The following is a 15,420-nucleotide window of genomic DNA, read 5'->3' on the forward strand; positions in this document are numbered from 1 at the left end:
GAAAGATCAAAAGCCTGAATCCCTAGCCCCTACTTCAACTCATTGGAGCAGGTCAATACTTTACTTATCCTCATATGCTTACTGCTAGTATGTAGATAACAAAATTAAAAATTGATGACGGGTAAGGTCATTTCACTCTCCAAACAGAGCGTTGTAATAAGCCACCAATTTAACAAGATCGGCTCGACGGTCTATACGTATCTTGTTATTTTTAATATATCTTTTTATTTCTGAAGACTTCTTATTCATAACCCATAACAGGTCTTTCTTTTTCCCTGTTGACTGGGAAATTGAGCCATCAGGCTTTAGAAAATAATGTGTATAAACCAGTTCCAGTCTTGTATATGTACCCGCCATGGAATAAGGATAGTTGGCTACCTGGTACTCAATAGACTCTCTACTAAGCAAAGAGAGGTGCTCACCCGTATAGAGAACTTCGAAGATAACCGGTGCCTTATAATTGCTCTTAACACTATAAGGAATGGCGTAAAACTGCCGGTACCTATTGGATGTTTTATCAAAAATTTCAAAAAAGAGAAGCTTACGGGCAGTAAATGTTTTTACAGTCTGACCGCCTCTTGTATATTGTACAAGGTCTGTTTCCAGGCTATACTTTACCTGCCCTACCAGCGTATCCCCTTCTAATAATACCAACTTTCCATCGTGCCATACTTCAGAAGGAAAAACCTGGGCTATACCAAAATAGCCCGGTAAGCAAAGTATCGCAAACAGAAAAAGTTTTCTCACGTATTATTTTTTATCTTTTAATATTTGGTGCCCCATTTTGTCACGCTTTGTTTTAAGGTATGTATGATTGTGCTCATTAGGGGCTATTTCCATAGATACATTTTCAACAATTTCCAGGCCATATCCAATTAATCCTACACGTTTTTTTGGATTATTAGATATCAGCCTGATTTTATGAATGTTCAAGTCTCTCAAAATCTGAGCTCCTATACCATAATCTCTCTGATCCATTTCAAAACCCAGCTTCAAGTTGGCCTCCACAGTGTCAAACCCTTCTTCCTGTAGTTTATAAGCTCTTAGTTTATTAACCAGTCCAATTCCTCTGCCTTCCTGATTCATATAAAGCACTACCCCCTTACCTTCTTTTTCAACCATCTCCATAGCACCATGCAGCTGCCCGCCACAGTCGCAACGACACGAGCCAAAAATATCACCTGTAACGCACGAAGAGTGCACCCGTACCAAAACCGGTTCATCAGCATCCCACTCCCCTTTCACCAAAGCCAAGTGGTTATCTCCTGTATTGGTTTGCTCATAAGCTATCAACTTGAAGTTTCCAAACTCTGTTGGCATGTGTACATCCTCAACTTTACGCTGAATTAGACTTTCCTTCTCTATTCTATAAGTAATCAGATCCTGAATGGAAACCAACTTAAGGTTAAACCGCTCAGCCACATGCACCAAATCCGGGAGACGCGCCATGCTGCCATCCTCATTCATTATCTCTACAAGTACACCCGCTGGTCTAAAACCTGCCAACCTGGCAAAATCGATTGCTGCTTCGGTATGTCCTGCCCTTCTAAGTACACCACCTCTTTTAGCCCTTAGCGGAAATATATGACCGGGTTTCCCTAACTCTTCCGGGTCAGTCTCAGGATCAGCCAGCGCTTTGATTGTTTTAAACCTGTCATGTGCTGAAATACCAGTGGTACATCCATGCCCAATAAGGTCAACTGAAACTGTAAATGGTGTTTCAAAAGCTGCTGTATTACGCCCCACCATCAATTCCAACCCTAATTCTTCACAACGATCCTCAACTAATGGCACACAGATCAGGCCTCTGCCATGCGTTGCCATAAAGTTTACAATCTCCGGAGTGATACATTCAGCTGCACAAATGAAGTCCCCTTCGTTTTCGCGGTCTTCATCATCTACTACAATGATCACTTTTCCATTTTTCACATCTTCGAGGGCTTCCTCAATAGTGTTCAATTTAATTTTATCCTGGCTCATTAATCCCTTAGTTTTGACAAAAGTAGGTCTTTTCACTTATGTAAAAAAACTTTCCATCTCTTCAACAACTTATAGCTCTTTGACGTTCGTACGAGTAATTAATTCAATAGGTTGACTCTTTCCTAAACTTCTTTTTTACCACATGTGATATATCAACGAGAGACTACCACCCCCAAAACTTTAGCAATCTCCATTTCAGATTTCTTCAGCTCTCCATGTATCGTAAAATAGTGATCCTGTTCCTCTTCCCCCTTAGCTTCTTTCATTTTTGCCAGGTTGTCGGAGATAAGCTTCTGAACCACTCTGAATTTAAGTCTGAGTACATTGGTGAACACCACATTTTCGAGGATATCATTTTCATGAGGCACAAAGATCTGAAATTTATCATTCCAGTTCGGGCTCACATCGTGCCTTTCCGTTAGCAGATCAACTACCTCCTCCTTTATTTCAGCGGAGCAATGGTTAATAAAAAAGTGACTGTCTACAACCTTGCCTTCGGCCAGTTCCCTTTTGAAAATATCAAGGATCTCCCGGTAAACAGGAGTGGTAAATTCAATATCCTCCAACTGCTCAAAAAGATAGTCGTAAAGCCTGTATTCCTCTTCTATTTCATTTAAACCATAATTAATCAACAACCTGATACTTTCCCGCTCCTGAATTTTCACAATTCTGCTATAGTCCAACGATTTGCTCTCAGTAGCATCCTCCACAAGCTCCTTCAGCATCTCATTGGTAGTCGCCTGCTGTTCTTGTTCCTTCCCTTTCTTCCGTTTCTGGCTGATAAGCAGTTTATTCATCTCCGCCAGTAGTACCGCTTCATCAATATCAAGTACCGATGAAGTCTCCTTGATATAAATCGCTCGCTTTATAGGGTCGGGTATCTTAGTGATCGTACTTACAATCTCCTTAATGGATTCTGCTTTCCTGATAGGATCTCTGGCTGCCTCCTCAGCATACAAACCGGCTTTGAAGGTAATGAGGTCACGGGTATTTTCTTTAAGGTAATTTTTAAACTCAGTAGTCCCCAGCTTACGCGAATAGCTATCCGGATCCTCTCCCTGAGGGAATACCACCACCCGAACATTAAGCCCTGCTTCAAGGATCATATCCACACCACGCAATGCTGCCATAAGTCCGGCTGTATCACCATCAAACAACACTGTGATATTATCTGTAAACCTTCGGATTAGTCTGATCTGCTCCTCAGTCAGCGAAGTACCTGAAGAAGACACAACATTCTCAATATCAGACTGATGTAATGATATTACATCAGTATAACCTTCAACGAGGTAGCAATTATCCTGTTGACGAATAGCCTGCTTACCCTGAAACAGCCCGTAGAGTATTTTACTTTTATGGTATACCTCCGTCTCTGGAGAGTTGAGGTATTTGGGCTTGGCATCTTTCTTTAATGTACGTGCTCCAAACGCTATTACCTTTCCGGTAACATTATGTATAGGAAATATGACCCGGCCACGAAAACGATCGTATTTCTTACCGTCGTCTTTCCGTATAAGAAGCCCTGCTTTAGCCAGAATGTCTTCATTATAAGAGTTTTTCAGAGCTTTCTGAGTAAGGGCATCCCATTGGTCAAGGCTATAACCCAGCTCAAATTTCTCTATAGTCCTCTCTGTGAAACCTCGCTCTCTGAAGTAGCTCAGTCCTATTGACTGCCCCTCATCGTGTTTTTTTAAAGTTTCCTTAAAATATTCATTGGCAAAATTGAGAACAATAAAAAGACTGTCTCTTTCATTTTGCTGCTGAACCTGGGCGTCACTCTGCTCTTCTTCCTGTACTTCAATACCATATTTTTGAGCCAGATGGCGAATGGCTTCAATATAGGTGAGTCCATCGTGTTCTTCTACAAAAGAAATGGAATCCCCTGCCTTACCGCACCCAAAACACTTATAAATACCCTTGGCAGGTGATATAGAGAAAGAAGGTGTTTTCTCGTCATGAAAAGGACAGCAGGCCCATAGGTTTTGCCCTTTCCTTTTTAGACTGACATAATCAGACACGACCTCCTCGATATCCATCCGGTCTTTAACTTGCTGTATCGTAGCCTGGTTGATCAAAGATTATTTGTTTAATAAAACCGCAAAGATAATTTTAAAACCGTCATCGCCCAAAACAATACTAAAACAACTATCTTTGTCTAGCAAATGTTACTAAAAGCAAAAGTTAAAAGCTAAATTGCAGGCTAAAATTTTTAATGATTTTGAAGGGAAGATTTTAAATGAAATATACTGAGGCTGATATACTTAAAGCGTTATCTACAGTAGATGATCCGGATTTAAAAAAAGACCTGGTGACGCTTAATATGATCAAGGATATTGAGGTGTTTAGTGATTTGGTAAAATTTACCGTAGTGCTTACCACGCCTGCCTGTCCATTAAAAGAACTCATCAAGAATAACTGCATAGATGCCATACATGAACATGTAGATAAAGGCCTTAGTGTAGAGGTAGTAATGACATCAAACGTTACCACCACACGTGATAGTGCCCCACTACTCCCTAATGTAAAGAACATTATTGCAGTAGCATCAGGTAAAGGTGGGGTAGGTAAATCTACCGTAGCTGCTAATCTTGCTGTTTCCCTTTCTAAGGAAGGTGCAAAAGTTGGTATTATCGATGCTGACATCTATGGTCCATCAGTGCCTACCATGTTCAACTGCGAGCATGAACAACCCAGCGTAAAGCAGGTTAATGGCAAAAATGTTATTGTACCATTGGAGCAATATGGTGTAAAACTTATTTCAATTGGCTTCCTTACCCCAGCTGACAATGCTGTAATCTGGAGAGGCCCTATGGCCAGCTCGGCCCTAAAGCAATTTATTGCTGATACAGATTGGGGAGAGCTTGATTATCTGATCATTGATTTGCCTCCGGGCACAAGTGATATTCACCTTACTTTGGTACAGACTGTTCCTGTAACTGGTGCAGTGATTGTTACCACACCGCAAAAAGTGGCACTTGCAGATGCTCAAAAAGGATTGGCCATGTTTAAGCAACCACAAATAAATGTACCGGTATTGGGTATTGTTGAAAATATGGCCTATTTTACTCCTGAGGAACTCCCCAACAATAAATACTACCTGTTTGGCGAAGGTGGAGGGTTGAACTTATCAGAAAAATTTGATGTTCCACTACTTGGACAAATACCGATAGTTCAAAGTATCCGTGAAAGCGGAGACAATGGGTACCCTGCTGTAATGAAAGAGGGAATTACCCAAAAAGCATTTACCGACCTGGCCGAAACTCTTGCTAGGCAAGTGGCTATAAGAAATGCTAATTATGACAAGACCAAAACGGTAGAATTTAAAGTATAGTTAAATGGAGTCTACGAATACATTACCTATGGAGGATATCACTACCAAAATTGATCAGGCATTGGATAACATTAGACCCTACCTGGAAACAGATGGGGGCAATGTGAAGATACTGGAGATCACTGAGGACCTGATAGTAAAACTTGAGTTATTGGGAGCTTGTGGCTCATGCCCCATGTCTACCATGACACTTAAGGCTGGTGTAGAAGAAGCTATCAGAAAAGCTGTTCCTCAGGTTAAATCTGTAGAGGCTGTCAATATCACTCACCCTGATGACCCTCACGCAAAGCTGCCTGATAATATGTTATAAACACCAAAATTATTAACGTCTATTGCAACTGAAAAAGAAAAGTAAAATATCACTAACCACAAAGAGCCTGTTTATAGCAGGCTTTTTGTTATGCATAGCAACGTGCATACCCTTCCGAATTTATGCACAACGATGCGCTACTGTAGAGTACCAAAAATTAAGGCAGGAAAAATATCCTTATCTGGAATCAGAAACCAACTTTGAAAGTTGGCTAAAAAGAAAAATAGAGGAGAGAAAAACTGCCAGGGCCAATGGCGTTACACGAGAAGAAGCTACCGTTTACACTATTCCGGTCGTGGTTCATGTAATTCATAACGGCGAACCGCTTGGTGTTGGAATAAATATCCCTGACGACCAGATCATTTCACAGATCGAAGTACTTACCGAAGATTTTCGCAGAACCAATGCCGATGCTTCTAATACTCCGGCTATGTTCCTACCTGTAGCTGCTGATATAGAGCTTGAGTTCACCCTGGCCAAACGCGACCCTGAAGGACTGGCCACCTCAGGTATAACAAGAATAAATGGAGAAAGGTCACAATGGAGCCTGACGGACAACTATGAGCTAAAAAGCCTTAGCCTCTGGCCACCGGAAGACTATCTCAATATTTGGGTTACAGACCTCAGCGGTAGTTATCTGGGCTACGCACAATTCCCTACTACCGGGCTACTTGCCGGGCTTGACGCAGCCAGTGAAAGTAAGTTCACTGATGGTGTTGTTATAGACTACCGTGCTTTCGGTTCTGAAGACAAATATCCTCCGGCCAACGTTATCAACTCATATAACCTCGGTCGTACTACCACTCACGAGGTTGGACATTTCTTTGGTTTAAGACATATATGGGGAGATGATAGCGGTGGATGCTCCTTATCAGACTATGTAGACGATACCCCTAACCAGGGAGGAAGCACCAATGGGTGCCCGGGCACAAACCCAGAATCATGTTCATCAACTGATATGATCCAAAATTACATGGACTACACTGATGATGCCTGCATGAACATTTTCACTAACGGCCAGAAAGCAAGAATAAGGACTATATTAGACAATAGTCCCAGACGAGCTAGCCTAAAAAACTCAAAGGGAGCAACATCTCCCGTTGTTGTAAACAATGATCTGGGTATCAGAGAAGTCGTAAGTCCTTTATACAGTTCCTGTGCTGGCTCAGTAACTCCTACACTAGCCATTAGAAACTATGGAAACAACAATATCACCTCTGCAGAAATAACCTTTCAACTTAATGGAGGAGCCATTCAGGGCACTACTTTTATTTTAAATCTAGCTCCGTTGGAAATTGACACAGTGAAGTTTGATCCTAAAAATCTGGATCTGCCGGGGGATTATAACATTACTTATGAAATAACGGCTGTAAATGGTGTTGCTGATGGCAATGCTGATAATAATAAGAAATCAACATTGATCAATGTGCCTGAATCAACAAATATTCCTATCAATGAAAATTTCAATGCACTTACCTCAGGTCAGTTGCCTGCAAAATGGACACTGCAAAACCCGGATGGACAAAAGACCTGGGAATTAAAACAGAATGTACCCAATGGAGAAGGGGGTTCTAATAATGCTTTCTTTGTAAACTTTTATGACTATGAGGTAGAGGGCGACTATGATACCTTGCTAACTCCCGTTCTTGACCTTTCTTCAGTTGCTTTTGCCTTACTTTCATTTGACAGGGCTTATGCTCCATACCCACAGGTGGACGCCGACGGCCTGATCATTAAGGTATCTACTAACTGTGGACAATCTTATGATTATACACTTTACGAAAGCTATGGCAACGAATTAGCTACCGTTCCTGAAACTTTCAACTATTACACCCCCTCAGGCCTGTCAGACTGGAAAAAGGAATGTCTGACCCTGGATGGTTTTCTTGGCAACCCCAATGTAAGGATAGCATTCATCGCCCGCAATGGCTATGGAAACAACCTTTATATAGATAATATTTCCATCAATAACAGCGGCAACACTAGCGACAGAAAAGACCTGGCCCTCATTGACCTTTCACGCCCGTCAAAAGTGGTTTGTCCTCAGGAAGTCGCTCCAACAATCCTGGTTAAAAACCAAGGTTGTACCGTTGAGAAGCAATTCACGCTAAGTTACCAATTTGATTCGGAGCAACTCGTTACTAATGAGGTAACTTTTGATAGTCTAAAACCAGGACAAAGCCTTGAGGTGGTTTTACCTAGCAAATCCTTCACGCTTGGGGAACACATTTATAATGTAGAACTTCCTGATACCAATGACATCAACACCTCAAACAACTCCCTGACCGGAGCCTTTTATGTCAATGAAGAAAAAGATGAACTGCCAATAAGGGAAGATTTTGAAAACTTTAATTCTTCGATCTGGGTTGCTGTAAACGATATCGACAGAGTTGTTTCTTGGGAATTAGAAGCTACAAACAAAGGTACTTCTATATTCCTGTCCGGGTCTGGTCAGGAGGGTTGGCTGGTAAGCCCGACGCTAAATTTAACAGCATCTGAACAAGCAACATTATCTTTTGATCTTGCTTATTCTTACACTGAAGGGTCCAAAGATAATCTTACGATTCTGGTAAGTACCGACTGCGGTATCTCTTATGAAGAGGTTATATTCAGCAAATTTGGCGAAGACCTTAGTACAGGTTCTTTTACGAGTACTCCAAAAGCAGACTCTGTATGGTCGCGTATGGAGGTAAGTCTGAGCCAATACTTACAAGAAGACGATCTAAGAATTGCTTTTATTATCACGAAAGATAGCGAAAACAATGTATACCTGGACAATATACAGACGTTTGTGACCAAACATAATGTAACGAGAGACCTTATCTATCCTAACCCTGCACCAGGGGGTATTTTCAACATTTCTTTTGATCTACCTCAAAAGGAAACCGTAGAGGTAGGCATATATGATACTCGAGGGCAAATACTGGGACATACTGTCTTTAACAATACATTAAACCAAACATACACGTTTGACTATAGCCATGCCGCTCAGGGCATGTACTTTGCAAAAGTAGTAGGCGAATCTTTTTCCTATACAAAAATAATTTGGCTGTTACGTTGATATTTATAGTTGTATTATATTTGACCCCAACTGTATAACCTCATTACGACCCATGGATAAAAAGCTAACCGTAGCCATTCTTTTTGGCGGCAAGTCTGTTGAGCATCAAATTTCAATCAACTCGGCTAAAAATGTTTTTGAATTTATAGATAAAGAGAAGTATACTCCTGTTCTTATTGGAATATCTCCAAAAGGAGAATGGTTTTTAAAAGAGGAGGTTAATGGTAATTTTGATATAAAAGACTCTCTTAAACTTATTTTAAATACTGAAAAAGGAGGGTTTCACAATAACTATAGCGGTGAGACCATCACACCTGACCTCGTTTTCCCTGTACTCCATGGTACGGACGGCGAAGATGGCAGTATCCAAGGACTTCTCAAGGTAATCAACATACCGTTTGTTGGCACCGGAGTTTTAGGCTCAGCAGTCTCGATGAGTAAGCTATATTCCAAAAGGCTATTACAGGCTGCCGGTATTCCTATAAGTAAATATGTGTTCTTTGATATTCATGAAAGGGAAAAGATCTCTTTTCAGCAGTTGAAAGACGAACTTGGTTTGCCATTCATGGCCAAGGCTGCCAATTTGGGTTCCTCAGTAGGTGTGCATAAAGTAAAATCAGAAGAGGACTTTGACCATGCTGTAGCAGATGTCTTTAATTTTGATGGTACTATCATCTTTGAGCAGTTTGTGAAAGGCCGTGAGTTAGAGTGTGCTGTGATAGGCAATGAACAACCTCAAGCATCGTTACCTGGTGAGATTGTAGTCAGTAAAGACTATGACTTTTATACCTATGAAGCCAAATACCTGGACCCTGAAGCCGCAAAACTCGAAATCCCAGCAGTGGTAGATGAAAAATCTTCAAAAACAATCCAGGAACTATCCGTCAAAAGCTACCAGGCATTGAAGTGCGAAGACTTTGCCAGAGTCGATTTGTTTTTAAAAGAAAACGGAGACATCATTATCAATGAGATCAATACAATACCAGGCTTTACCAACTCAAGCATGTTCCCCATGATGTGGAAAGAACGCGGTATTTCTTTTACTGACCTAATAACTAAACTGGTCGAAATGGCCCTAAAGCGATTCGAAAGAAATCAGTATATTTCAAATCAGTTCTCAGGCAATTAGTTTATTGACAGATAAAAATTTCACCCCTTTATAAGAATTCATTAAGTTTAACCGTTAAGTATACTCAGTATTATCACATGAAATTAGAAACTGATTCTTTTAAAAGCTTACTTATACATTTAATTATTGTTGCTGCCGTTCTTTTTGGGTTAGCTTTAGCATTCTTCTATATCTACCTGCCTTCAACCACAAATCATGGAGAATCCATAACTGTTCCAAACCTTGAGGGGTTACATATGGAAGAAATCGATGAATTTTTAACAAAAAGGAACCTAAGGTATGAAATCAATGATTCAACCTTTTCAGATAAGTACCCTCCACTAACTATACTAAAACAATACCCAAAACCAGGGAGCAAAGTAAAAGAGGGAAGAAAAATATTTATATCTGTAAACAGGGTAGATCCTCCTACAGTACCAGTGCCAGAATTAGTAGACCGGTCACTTCGCAATGCCGAATCGGTATTAAAAAGTAATGAACTTAAAAGAGGTAAGATAACTTACAAACCCAGTCAGTTCCTGAACCTGGTTTTAGAAATGCGTTATGATAATGAAATTATTAATTCAGGAGAACGGATCCCTAAGGGCTCTACCATTGATCTGATAGTAGGTGACGGCTACGCACAATCAAATTTTGCTGCGCCAAGACTTACTGGCAATGAAATAGACGACGCACGGTTTATTATACTGGGTTCAAACCTCGAAATTGGGTTAGTAACCTTAGAGGGAGATACTACCGGACTCAAAAGCATCGTTACAAAACAGAAACCTGAGGCTGGTGCCCAGGTACGTATAGGTGATGCTATTGACTTATGGATTTCACCCGTATCTGAAGAAGATGAAAATACAGCGGAAAATTAACATGTTGAAGGTACTCAAATATGTAATAGCAGTTTTAATAACCTTTAGTATTGGGCAAAGCATGGCCCAGCTTAAGGTATATAGTATAAAAAAGACTGATCAATCCGCAAAAAAGAAAAAAGATGTCAATGCCCGTGAAGAGGCTACAGTAATCAACCTTCCCTTTTGGGACGACTTTTCTTACTCCAACAACCAACCCTCTGATTCACTCTGGCAAGCTAGTGGAGTGTTCATCAACAATGGGCTGGGCATTACTCCTCCCAGCCTTGGTGTAGCATCGTTTGATGGCACAGACGCATATGGTCAGGGGTACTCTGTCAATGCAAATAGCTCGGGAAAAACAGATAGTCTCACTTCACTTCCGATTGACCTTAGTGGACTCTCCGTTAGTGACGATGTTTACATAAGCTTTTTCTACCAATATGCAGGTTATGGAGACAGCCCGGATAGCGAGGATTCTATCAGGTTGGAAATCATGAAAGATGATTCTACATGGGTAAGTATATGGCCTGGATCAGTTCAACTAAATACTACAGGTAACTTTATACAGGTTATTAAAAAAATTGATGATGCGGCCTATTTCCACGAATCATTTCAATTTCAATTCACCTCTTTTGGAAGACGTTCCGGTCCTTTTGATGTCTGGAACATTGATTATGTGTATGTGAATAAGAACAGGTCCGAATCAGATCTTTTCTTCCCAGATAGAACGATCAGCACGCCTATGATCAAGATTTTTAATGACTATGTAGCCATACCATATAATCATTTTGATCCCTCACTCCTTGAGTACCCTACTTTAAACTTTTATAACCTTGAAGATGGCACGATCCCCTCTCCGTATGGTTACAAAGTGGGAGGAGTAATAAACTACTATCATAGCGGTGTATTGAGTTCTGACTTATTTGACACACTATCTATTACCGCAGTAGGACAACCCTTGGCACCTAGAGAGATTCAATCACTGAAGCTGGATCCATTCTTGAGCAGCGTTACTTTCAACAATAGTGCGGACTCTGTTGAAATAGAAGCAACACTTGCCATTGATGCGGGGGACAATGTTGATGACTATGATCCGGCGATATATTCACCTATGGACTTTCGTATTAATGATACCACTCGCTCTACTTTCACTCTTTCCAGCTACTATGCTTATGATGATAGTGGCGCAGAAGTAGCGGCAGGGCTACTCAACGGTGCAGGAAAATCCCTGGCTTACCAATTTGACCTTGCTAAAGATACAACGGATTATATTGTTGCGATAGATATATATTTTCCATATATCAATACTGACCCTACAGGTAAGGAAATAGACCTTTCAATTTGGAGAGCTATTGATACTAACAACTCTAGCCCAAGTACTACATCAATCATACACAGGGAGCGCACAGTAGCCCAACGAGGCTCTGGCTTAAATGAATTTGTAAGGTATAAACTCAGAAATGCCGTAGAAGTAACGGACACTTTCTTTATCGGTTATAAACAGATAGGAGCCGGAGATCTGGGCATTGGTTTGGATAAGAACACTAACTCAGGAAATAAAATATTTTTTAACATAGATGGCACCTGGCAACGCAACACACTTGTAGAAGGGAGTTTAATGATGCGCCCTATTTTCGGTACTCCTCCGAGTTCTACCGTTACCGGACTTCCTGGTAAGGTAACAACCAAACTAAGTGTATATCCTAACCCCTCATCTGGTAAATACACGATCAAAGGAACGTTCAAAACTGTAAAAGTCTTTGACATTCATGGAGTTGAACAAAATTTTTCTTTGATATCTGATGGTAAAAATGCTACTTTGAATCTGGAACATCATGCTGAAGGATTATATATACTTCAGTTCATTCGCAAGGAGCGGATTGAAACCATCAAAGTATTTAAAAAAGAGTAGTTACATATGTTGGAGGTCGCGGCCAAAGAGCTCAAAAGGAGACTGGCTAATAAGGAAGAGCTATATATCATTGATGTAAGAGAGTGTTGGGAATATGATGAAGTAAACATTGGTGCTACCAATATTCCCTTAGGAGAACTGCCTCAACACCTTTCACAATTGCCCTCGCGGAAAGACATGGAAATCATCGTGCACTGTCAGTCAGGTCGCAGAAGCGGCCAAGCACAAAAATATCTGGCAAAGCAAGGCTATTCCAATGTCACCAGCTTAAAGGGAGGACTTGATGCTTATCTTCGCCTGAAATAATTCAAAGTCTGTCTACTTTCCCTGTTTACTCATACCGACTGGTCGATTCGCTTAATTGATCACTATTGGAGCTGGACTGAATGATATCACAAAGATCAACAGGGCCAGCCAACCAATGACTTGTCTCTTCATGTCCAATGGTTCTTCGACCATAGACGGCGGATGATATACCCCGAGTACCCTACCCACAATAAAGGCAAATAACAACCAGCCTGAATACCCAATAATTTTTGGGTCGTAAAGAGAGATTGCAAACTGTGTGGTAAAAATAATCAGCGCATACATCAACGTTTCCTGTCTACTCTTTCTCAAACCTTGCAGGGCAATATACAGAAAGCCTATATACAGCGGAATGCTATAGATCAGATTTTCGGCACCATCATATGGTGTAAGCATACCCAAGCCTGCATAAAATAAAAATGAGATAAAAACGACTGTTGCTACCTTCTTAAATCTGCTATAGCCAATCAACCCATAAAGCACATGTCCTCCATCGAGTTGACCAATAGGCATAAGGTTTAACGACGTAAATAGTAAAGCAAGAAAACCGGCAAACAGCCATGGGTAATGCATCAGTTCTTTGGCATTAGGCACCTGCTGCGGGTCTTTGACTATGTATTTCTCAAAGAACAAAAACAATAAGGGCTTCCCTAAAGCAATTGAAGGGTACTCCGGTTGAGGTTCAAACTTTCTGAACTCCCACGTTCCTTCCTTCCCCCCCTCTATATAACGGAGCGAGTCAGCCTCTCTTGCCTCGGCATAAGCCAGCGAGTCCTGATGTTTATGAAACTCATAGGTATACACATGACCTTCAAAACCAGGCCCATATGCCTCATATTCCGGGTGAATACTGTAGATATACTCCGGTTCAGGCAGGTGTGTATAGCCATAATACAAAACTCCTAGTGCAATGATAAAACCAGCCACCGGTCCTGCAACACCAATATCAAAATGAAGCTTTTTCGAGATTACAGGTTCTTTGATCCTGATAAGTGCCCCCATCGTGCCGAAAAAACCTGGAAATGGCGGTAGTGGAATATAAAAGGGCAACGTAGTTTTTACTTTGTGATAAACAGCAGTAAAATAGTGCCCAAATTCATGCACAGTCAGTATTAATAACAGCGGAATTGAATAGGACAGGCCATTTTGAAAATCCGCCCAAGAATAATCAGTGAGTAGCCACATCTTACCATGGACCCACCATTCTCCGGCCAAAGTAGTTGTAAAAAAAGTAACAATAAACAGGGAGGCCTGTATGATATATGTCTTCGTACTTTTATCCATTAAAAAAATCCATCAAAGCTGTGGGCTTATTTATATGTAGAGTCTGAATGCCTAAGTTAGCCGCTCCCTCGATATTATCGGCATTATCATCAATAAATAATACATTCTCAGGTGTCAAATTGTTATCATCCAGTACAAACTGGTAAATATCAGCATCCGGTTTACGCCTATTGATCAAATGAGAATAATATTGCTTATGAAAGTAAGGATCAAAGCTACCTACTCCATGTTTTGACAACCTTTCATATACACAATGCATGTGGATAGTATTAGTGTTGCTGAGCAGAAACAAATCATGATTCTCTTTCAGTTTCTCTAGCAACGCCAGACGTTCAGCAGGAATATCCAAGATCATCGCATTCCAAGCATCGTCTAACTGTTTATCTTCTCCTTTAAACTTCAATATTTCCCTTAAGAAACTTCTAAACTCTTCATCCCCAATGGCGCCAGTCTCATAACGTTTAAATTCGTCATGATTTAAATATTGCTCTCTAATAAAGCTCGGCTCTACCCCTCCTAAAAGAGCCAATTCTACAACGGTACGCTCTGTTTCCAGGTTAATAATAACGCCTCCAAGGTCGAATATTAAAAATTTTAAATTTCTTGTGCTCAAATTTGATAACTTTGTTTGTGTAATTCAAAGCAAATATGTAACATTGCAATCCCAATTTCAAGGAGATAAAAGAAGTTAATTCAATAATCTTTTTTGAAACGGGCCTATAGCTCAGCTGGTTAGAGCACTTGACTCATAATCAAGGGGTCCCTGGTTCGAGCCCAGGTGGGCCCACAACACTAAAGCCTTGTAAATCGTTGATTTACAAGGCTTTTTTCATTTCACAAACTCCATCTCCGTTTCCATTAAAATTCAATAAAAGTCAGATTTGCTAAGTTTTTGCTAAGTTTTGTTTTTATTTAACCTCTAACGTAAAGAAATACTAATCCATCTATGAGCATAGTTCTATTGGCATGATGAGAGTCAAAAAAAAGGAAAATCATTCCTTTAATAATATGAGTTCCAATACCCATCATAAATTTCTCTTGATTGGCCTGCAATTTGCATGCTCTATTTGTTTACCTCCACCATGTATTTTACACTACAATGGTTACCCCATGATCATTTGCAAATTTTTTATTATTTTTTTAAATAATTCACGCAACATTTTTTATGTTTATACTTTTAAAGTACTATAAAACAGGATATTAAGTTTTATAAACAGTAAATCAACAAATTTTGGACACATTTCTTCTTGAGACTTTTCACCATA

At 40.3% G+C, this 15,420-nt stretch carries 12 protein-coding genes and 1 tRNA gene; 8 read left to right on the forward strand and 5 right to left on the reverse strand.

The window, feature by feature from the left end:
• Positions 1–132 precede the first annotated feature (132 nt).
• The 3 genes from JMN32_RS10685 to dnaG form a co-directional block, all read right to left on the reverse strand.
• Positions 133–747: a hypothetical protein gene (locus tag JMN32_RS10685; protein WP_202856328.1), complete on the reverse strand. Its 615-nt coding sequence runs from the start codon at positions 745–747 to the stop codon at positions 133–135.
• 3 nt (positions 748–750) lie between these two features.
• On the reverse strand, positions 751–1,980 hold the full coding sequence (locus tag JMN32_RS10690) for a bifunctional 3,4-dihydroxy-2-butanone-4-phosphate synthase/GTP cyclohydrolase II (RefSeq protein WP_202856329.1): 1,230 nt from the start codon (positions 1,978–1,980) through the stop codon (positions 751–753).
• A 152-nt stretch (positions 1,981–2,132) separates the two neighbouring features.
• Positions 2,133–4,055, reverse strand: coding sequence for a DNA primase (gene dnaG, locus JMN32_RS10695; protein ID WP_202856330.1), 1,923 nt, complete (start codon positions 4,053–4,055; stop codon positions 2,133–2,135).
• A 161-nt stretch (positions 4,056–4,216) separates the two neighbouring features.
• On the opposite strand from dnaG, the gene JMN32_RS10700 reads away from it, so the two are divergent.
• From JMN32_RS10700 to JMN32_RS10730, 7 genes are all read left to right on the forward strand, one after another.
• On the forward strand, positions 4,217–5,311 hold the full coding sequence (locus JMN32_RS10700; protein WP_202856331.1) for an Mrp/NBP35 family ATP-binding protein: 1,095 nt from the start codon (positions 4,217–4,219) through the stop codon (positions 5,309–5,311).
• A 4-nt stretch (positions 5,312–5,315) separates the two neighbouring features.
• Complete coding sequence (locus tag JMN32_RS10705; RefSeq protein ID WP_202856332.1) at positions 5,316–5,621, forward strand: NifU family protein; 306 nt, start codon at positions 5,316–5,318, stop codon at positions 5,619–5,621.
• A gap of 22 nt (positions 5,622–5,643) precedes the next feature.
• The gene (locus JMN32_RS10710) at positions 5,644–8,682 is read left to right on the forward strand and encodes a T9SS-dependent choice-of-anchor J family protein (protein ID WP_202856333.1); all 3,039 of its coding nucleotides are present in this window, start codon (positions 5,644–5,646) and stop codon (positions 8,680–8,682) included.
• Between the two features lie 52 nt (positions 8,683–8,734).
• Complete coding sequence (locus JMN32_RS10715) at positions 8,735–9,811, forward strand: D-alanine--D-alanine ligase family protein (protein ID WP_202856334.1); 1,077 nt, start codon at positions 8,735–8,737, stop codon at positions 9,809–9,811.
• 77 nt (positions 9,812–9,888) lie between these two features.
• Positions 9,889–10,671 carry a PASTA domain-containing protein gene (locus JMN32_RS10720; protein ID WP_202856335.1) on the forward strand — a complete coding sequence of 261 codons (783 nt, stop codon included), beginning with the start codon at positions 9,889–9,891 and terminating at the stop codon, positions 10,669–10,671.
• 1 nt (position 10,672) lies between these two features.
• Positions 10,673–12,565 carry a T9SS type A sorting domain-containing protein gene (locus JMN32_RS10725; RefSeq protein WP_202856336.1) on the forward strand — a complete coding sequence of 631 codons (1,893 nt, stop codon included), beginning with the start codon at positions 10,673–10,675 and terminating at the stop codon, positions 12,563–12,565.
• Between the two features lie 6 nt (positions 12,566–12,571).
• Positions 12,572–12,871, forward strand: a complete 300-nt coding sequence (locus JMN32_RS10730) for a rhodanese-like domain-containing protein (protein ID WP_202856337.1) — start codon at positions 12,572–12,574, stop codon at positions 12,869–12,871.
• A gap of 51 nt (positions 12,872–12,922) precedes the next feature.
• On the opposite strand, the gene JMN32_RS10735 is transcribed toward JMN32_RS10730, so the two are convergent.
• Both JMN32_RS10735 and JMN32_RS10740 read right to left on the reverse strand, forming a co-directional pair.
• A complete protein-coding gene (locus JMN32_RS10735) occupies positions 12,923–14,155 on the reverse strand; it encodes a site-2 protease family protein (protein WP_202856338.1) in 1,233 nt (410 codons plus the stop codon).
• Positions 14,148–14,768, reverse strand: a complete 621-nt coding sequence (locus JMN32_RS10740; RefSeq protein ID WP_202856339.1) for an HAD family hydrolase — start codon at positions 14,766–14,768, stop codon at positions 14,148–14,150. The genes JMN32_RS10735 and JMN32_RS10740 overlap by 8 nt, the downstream gene beginning before the upstream one ends.
• 100 nt (positions 14,769–14,868) lie before the next feature.
• On the opposite strand from JMN32_RS10740, the gene JMN32_RS10745 reads away from it, so the two are divergent.
• A tRNA-Ile gene (locus tag JMN32_RS10745) sits at positions 14,869–14,942 on the forward strand.
• Positions 14,943–15,420: the final 478 nt, after the last annotated feature.

Source organism: Fulvivirga marina, assembly GCF_016775155.1.
Lineage (GTDB): Bacteria > Bacteroidota > Bacteroidia > Cytophagales > Cyclobacteriaceae > Fulvivirga > Fulvivirga marina.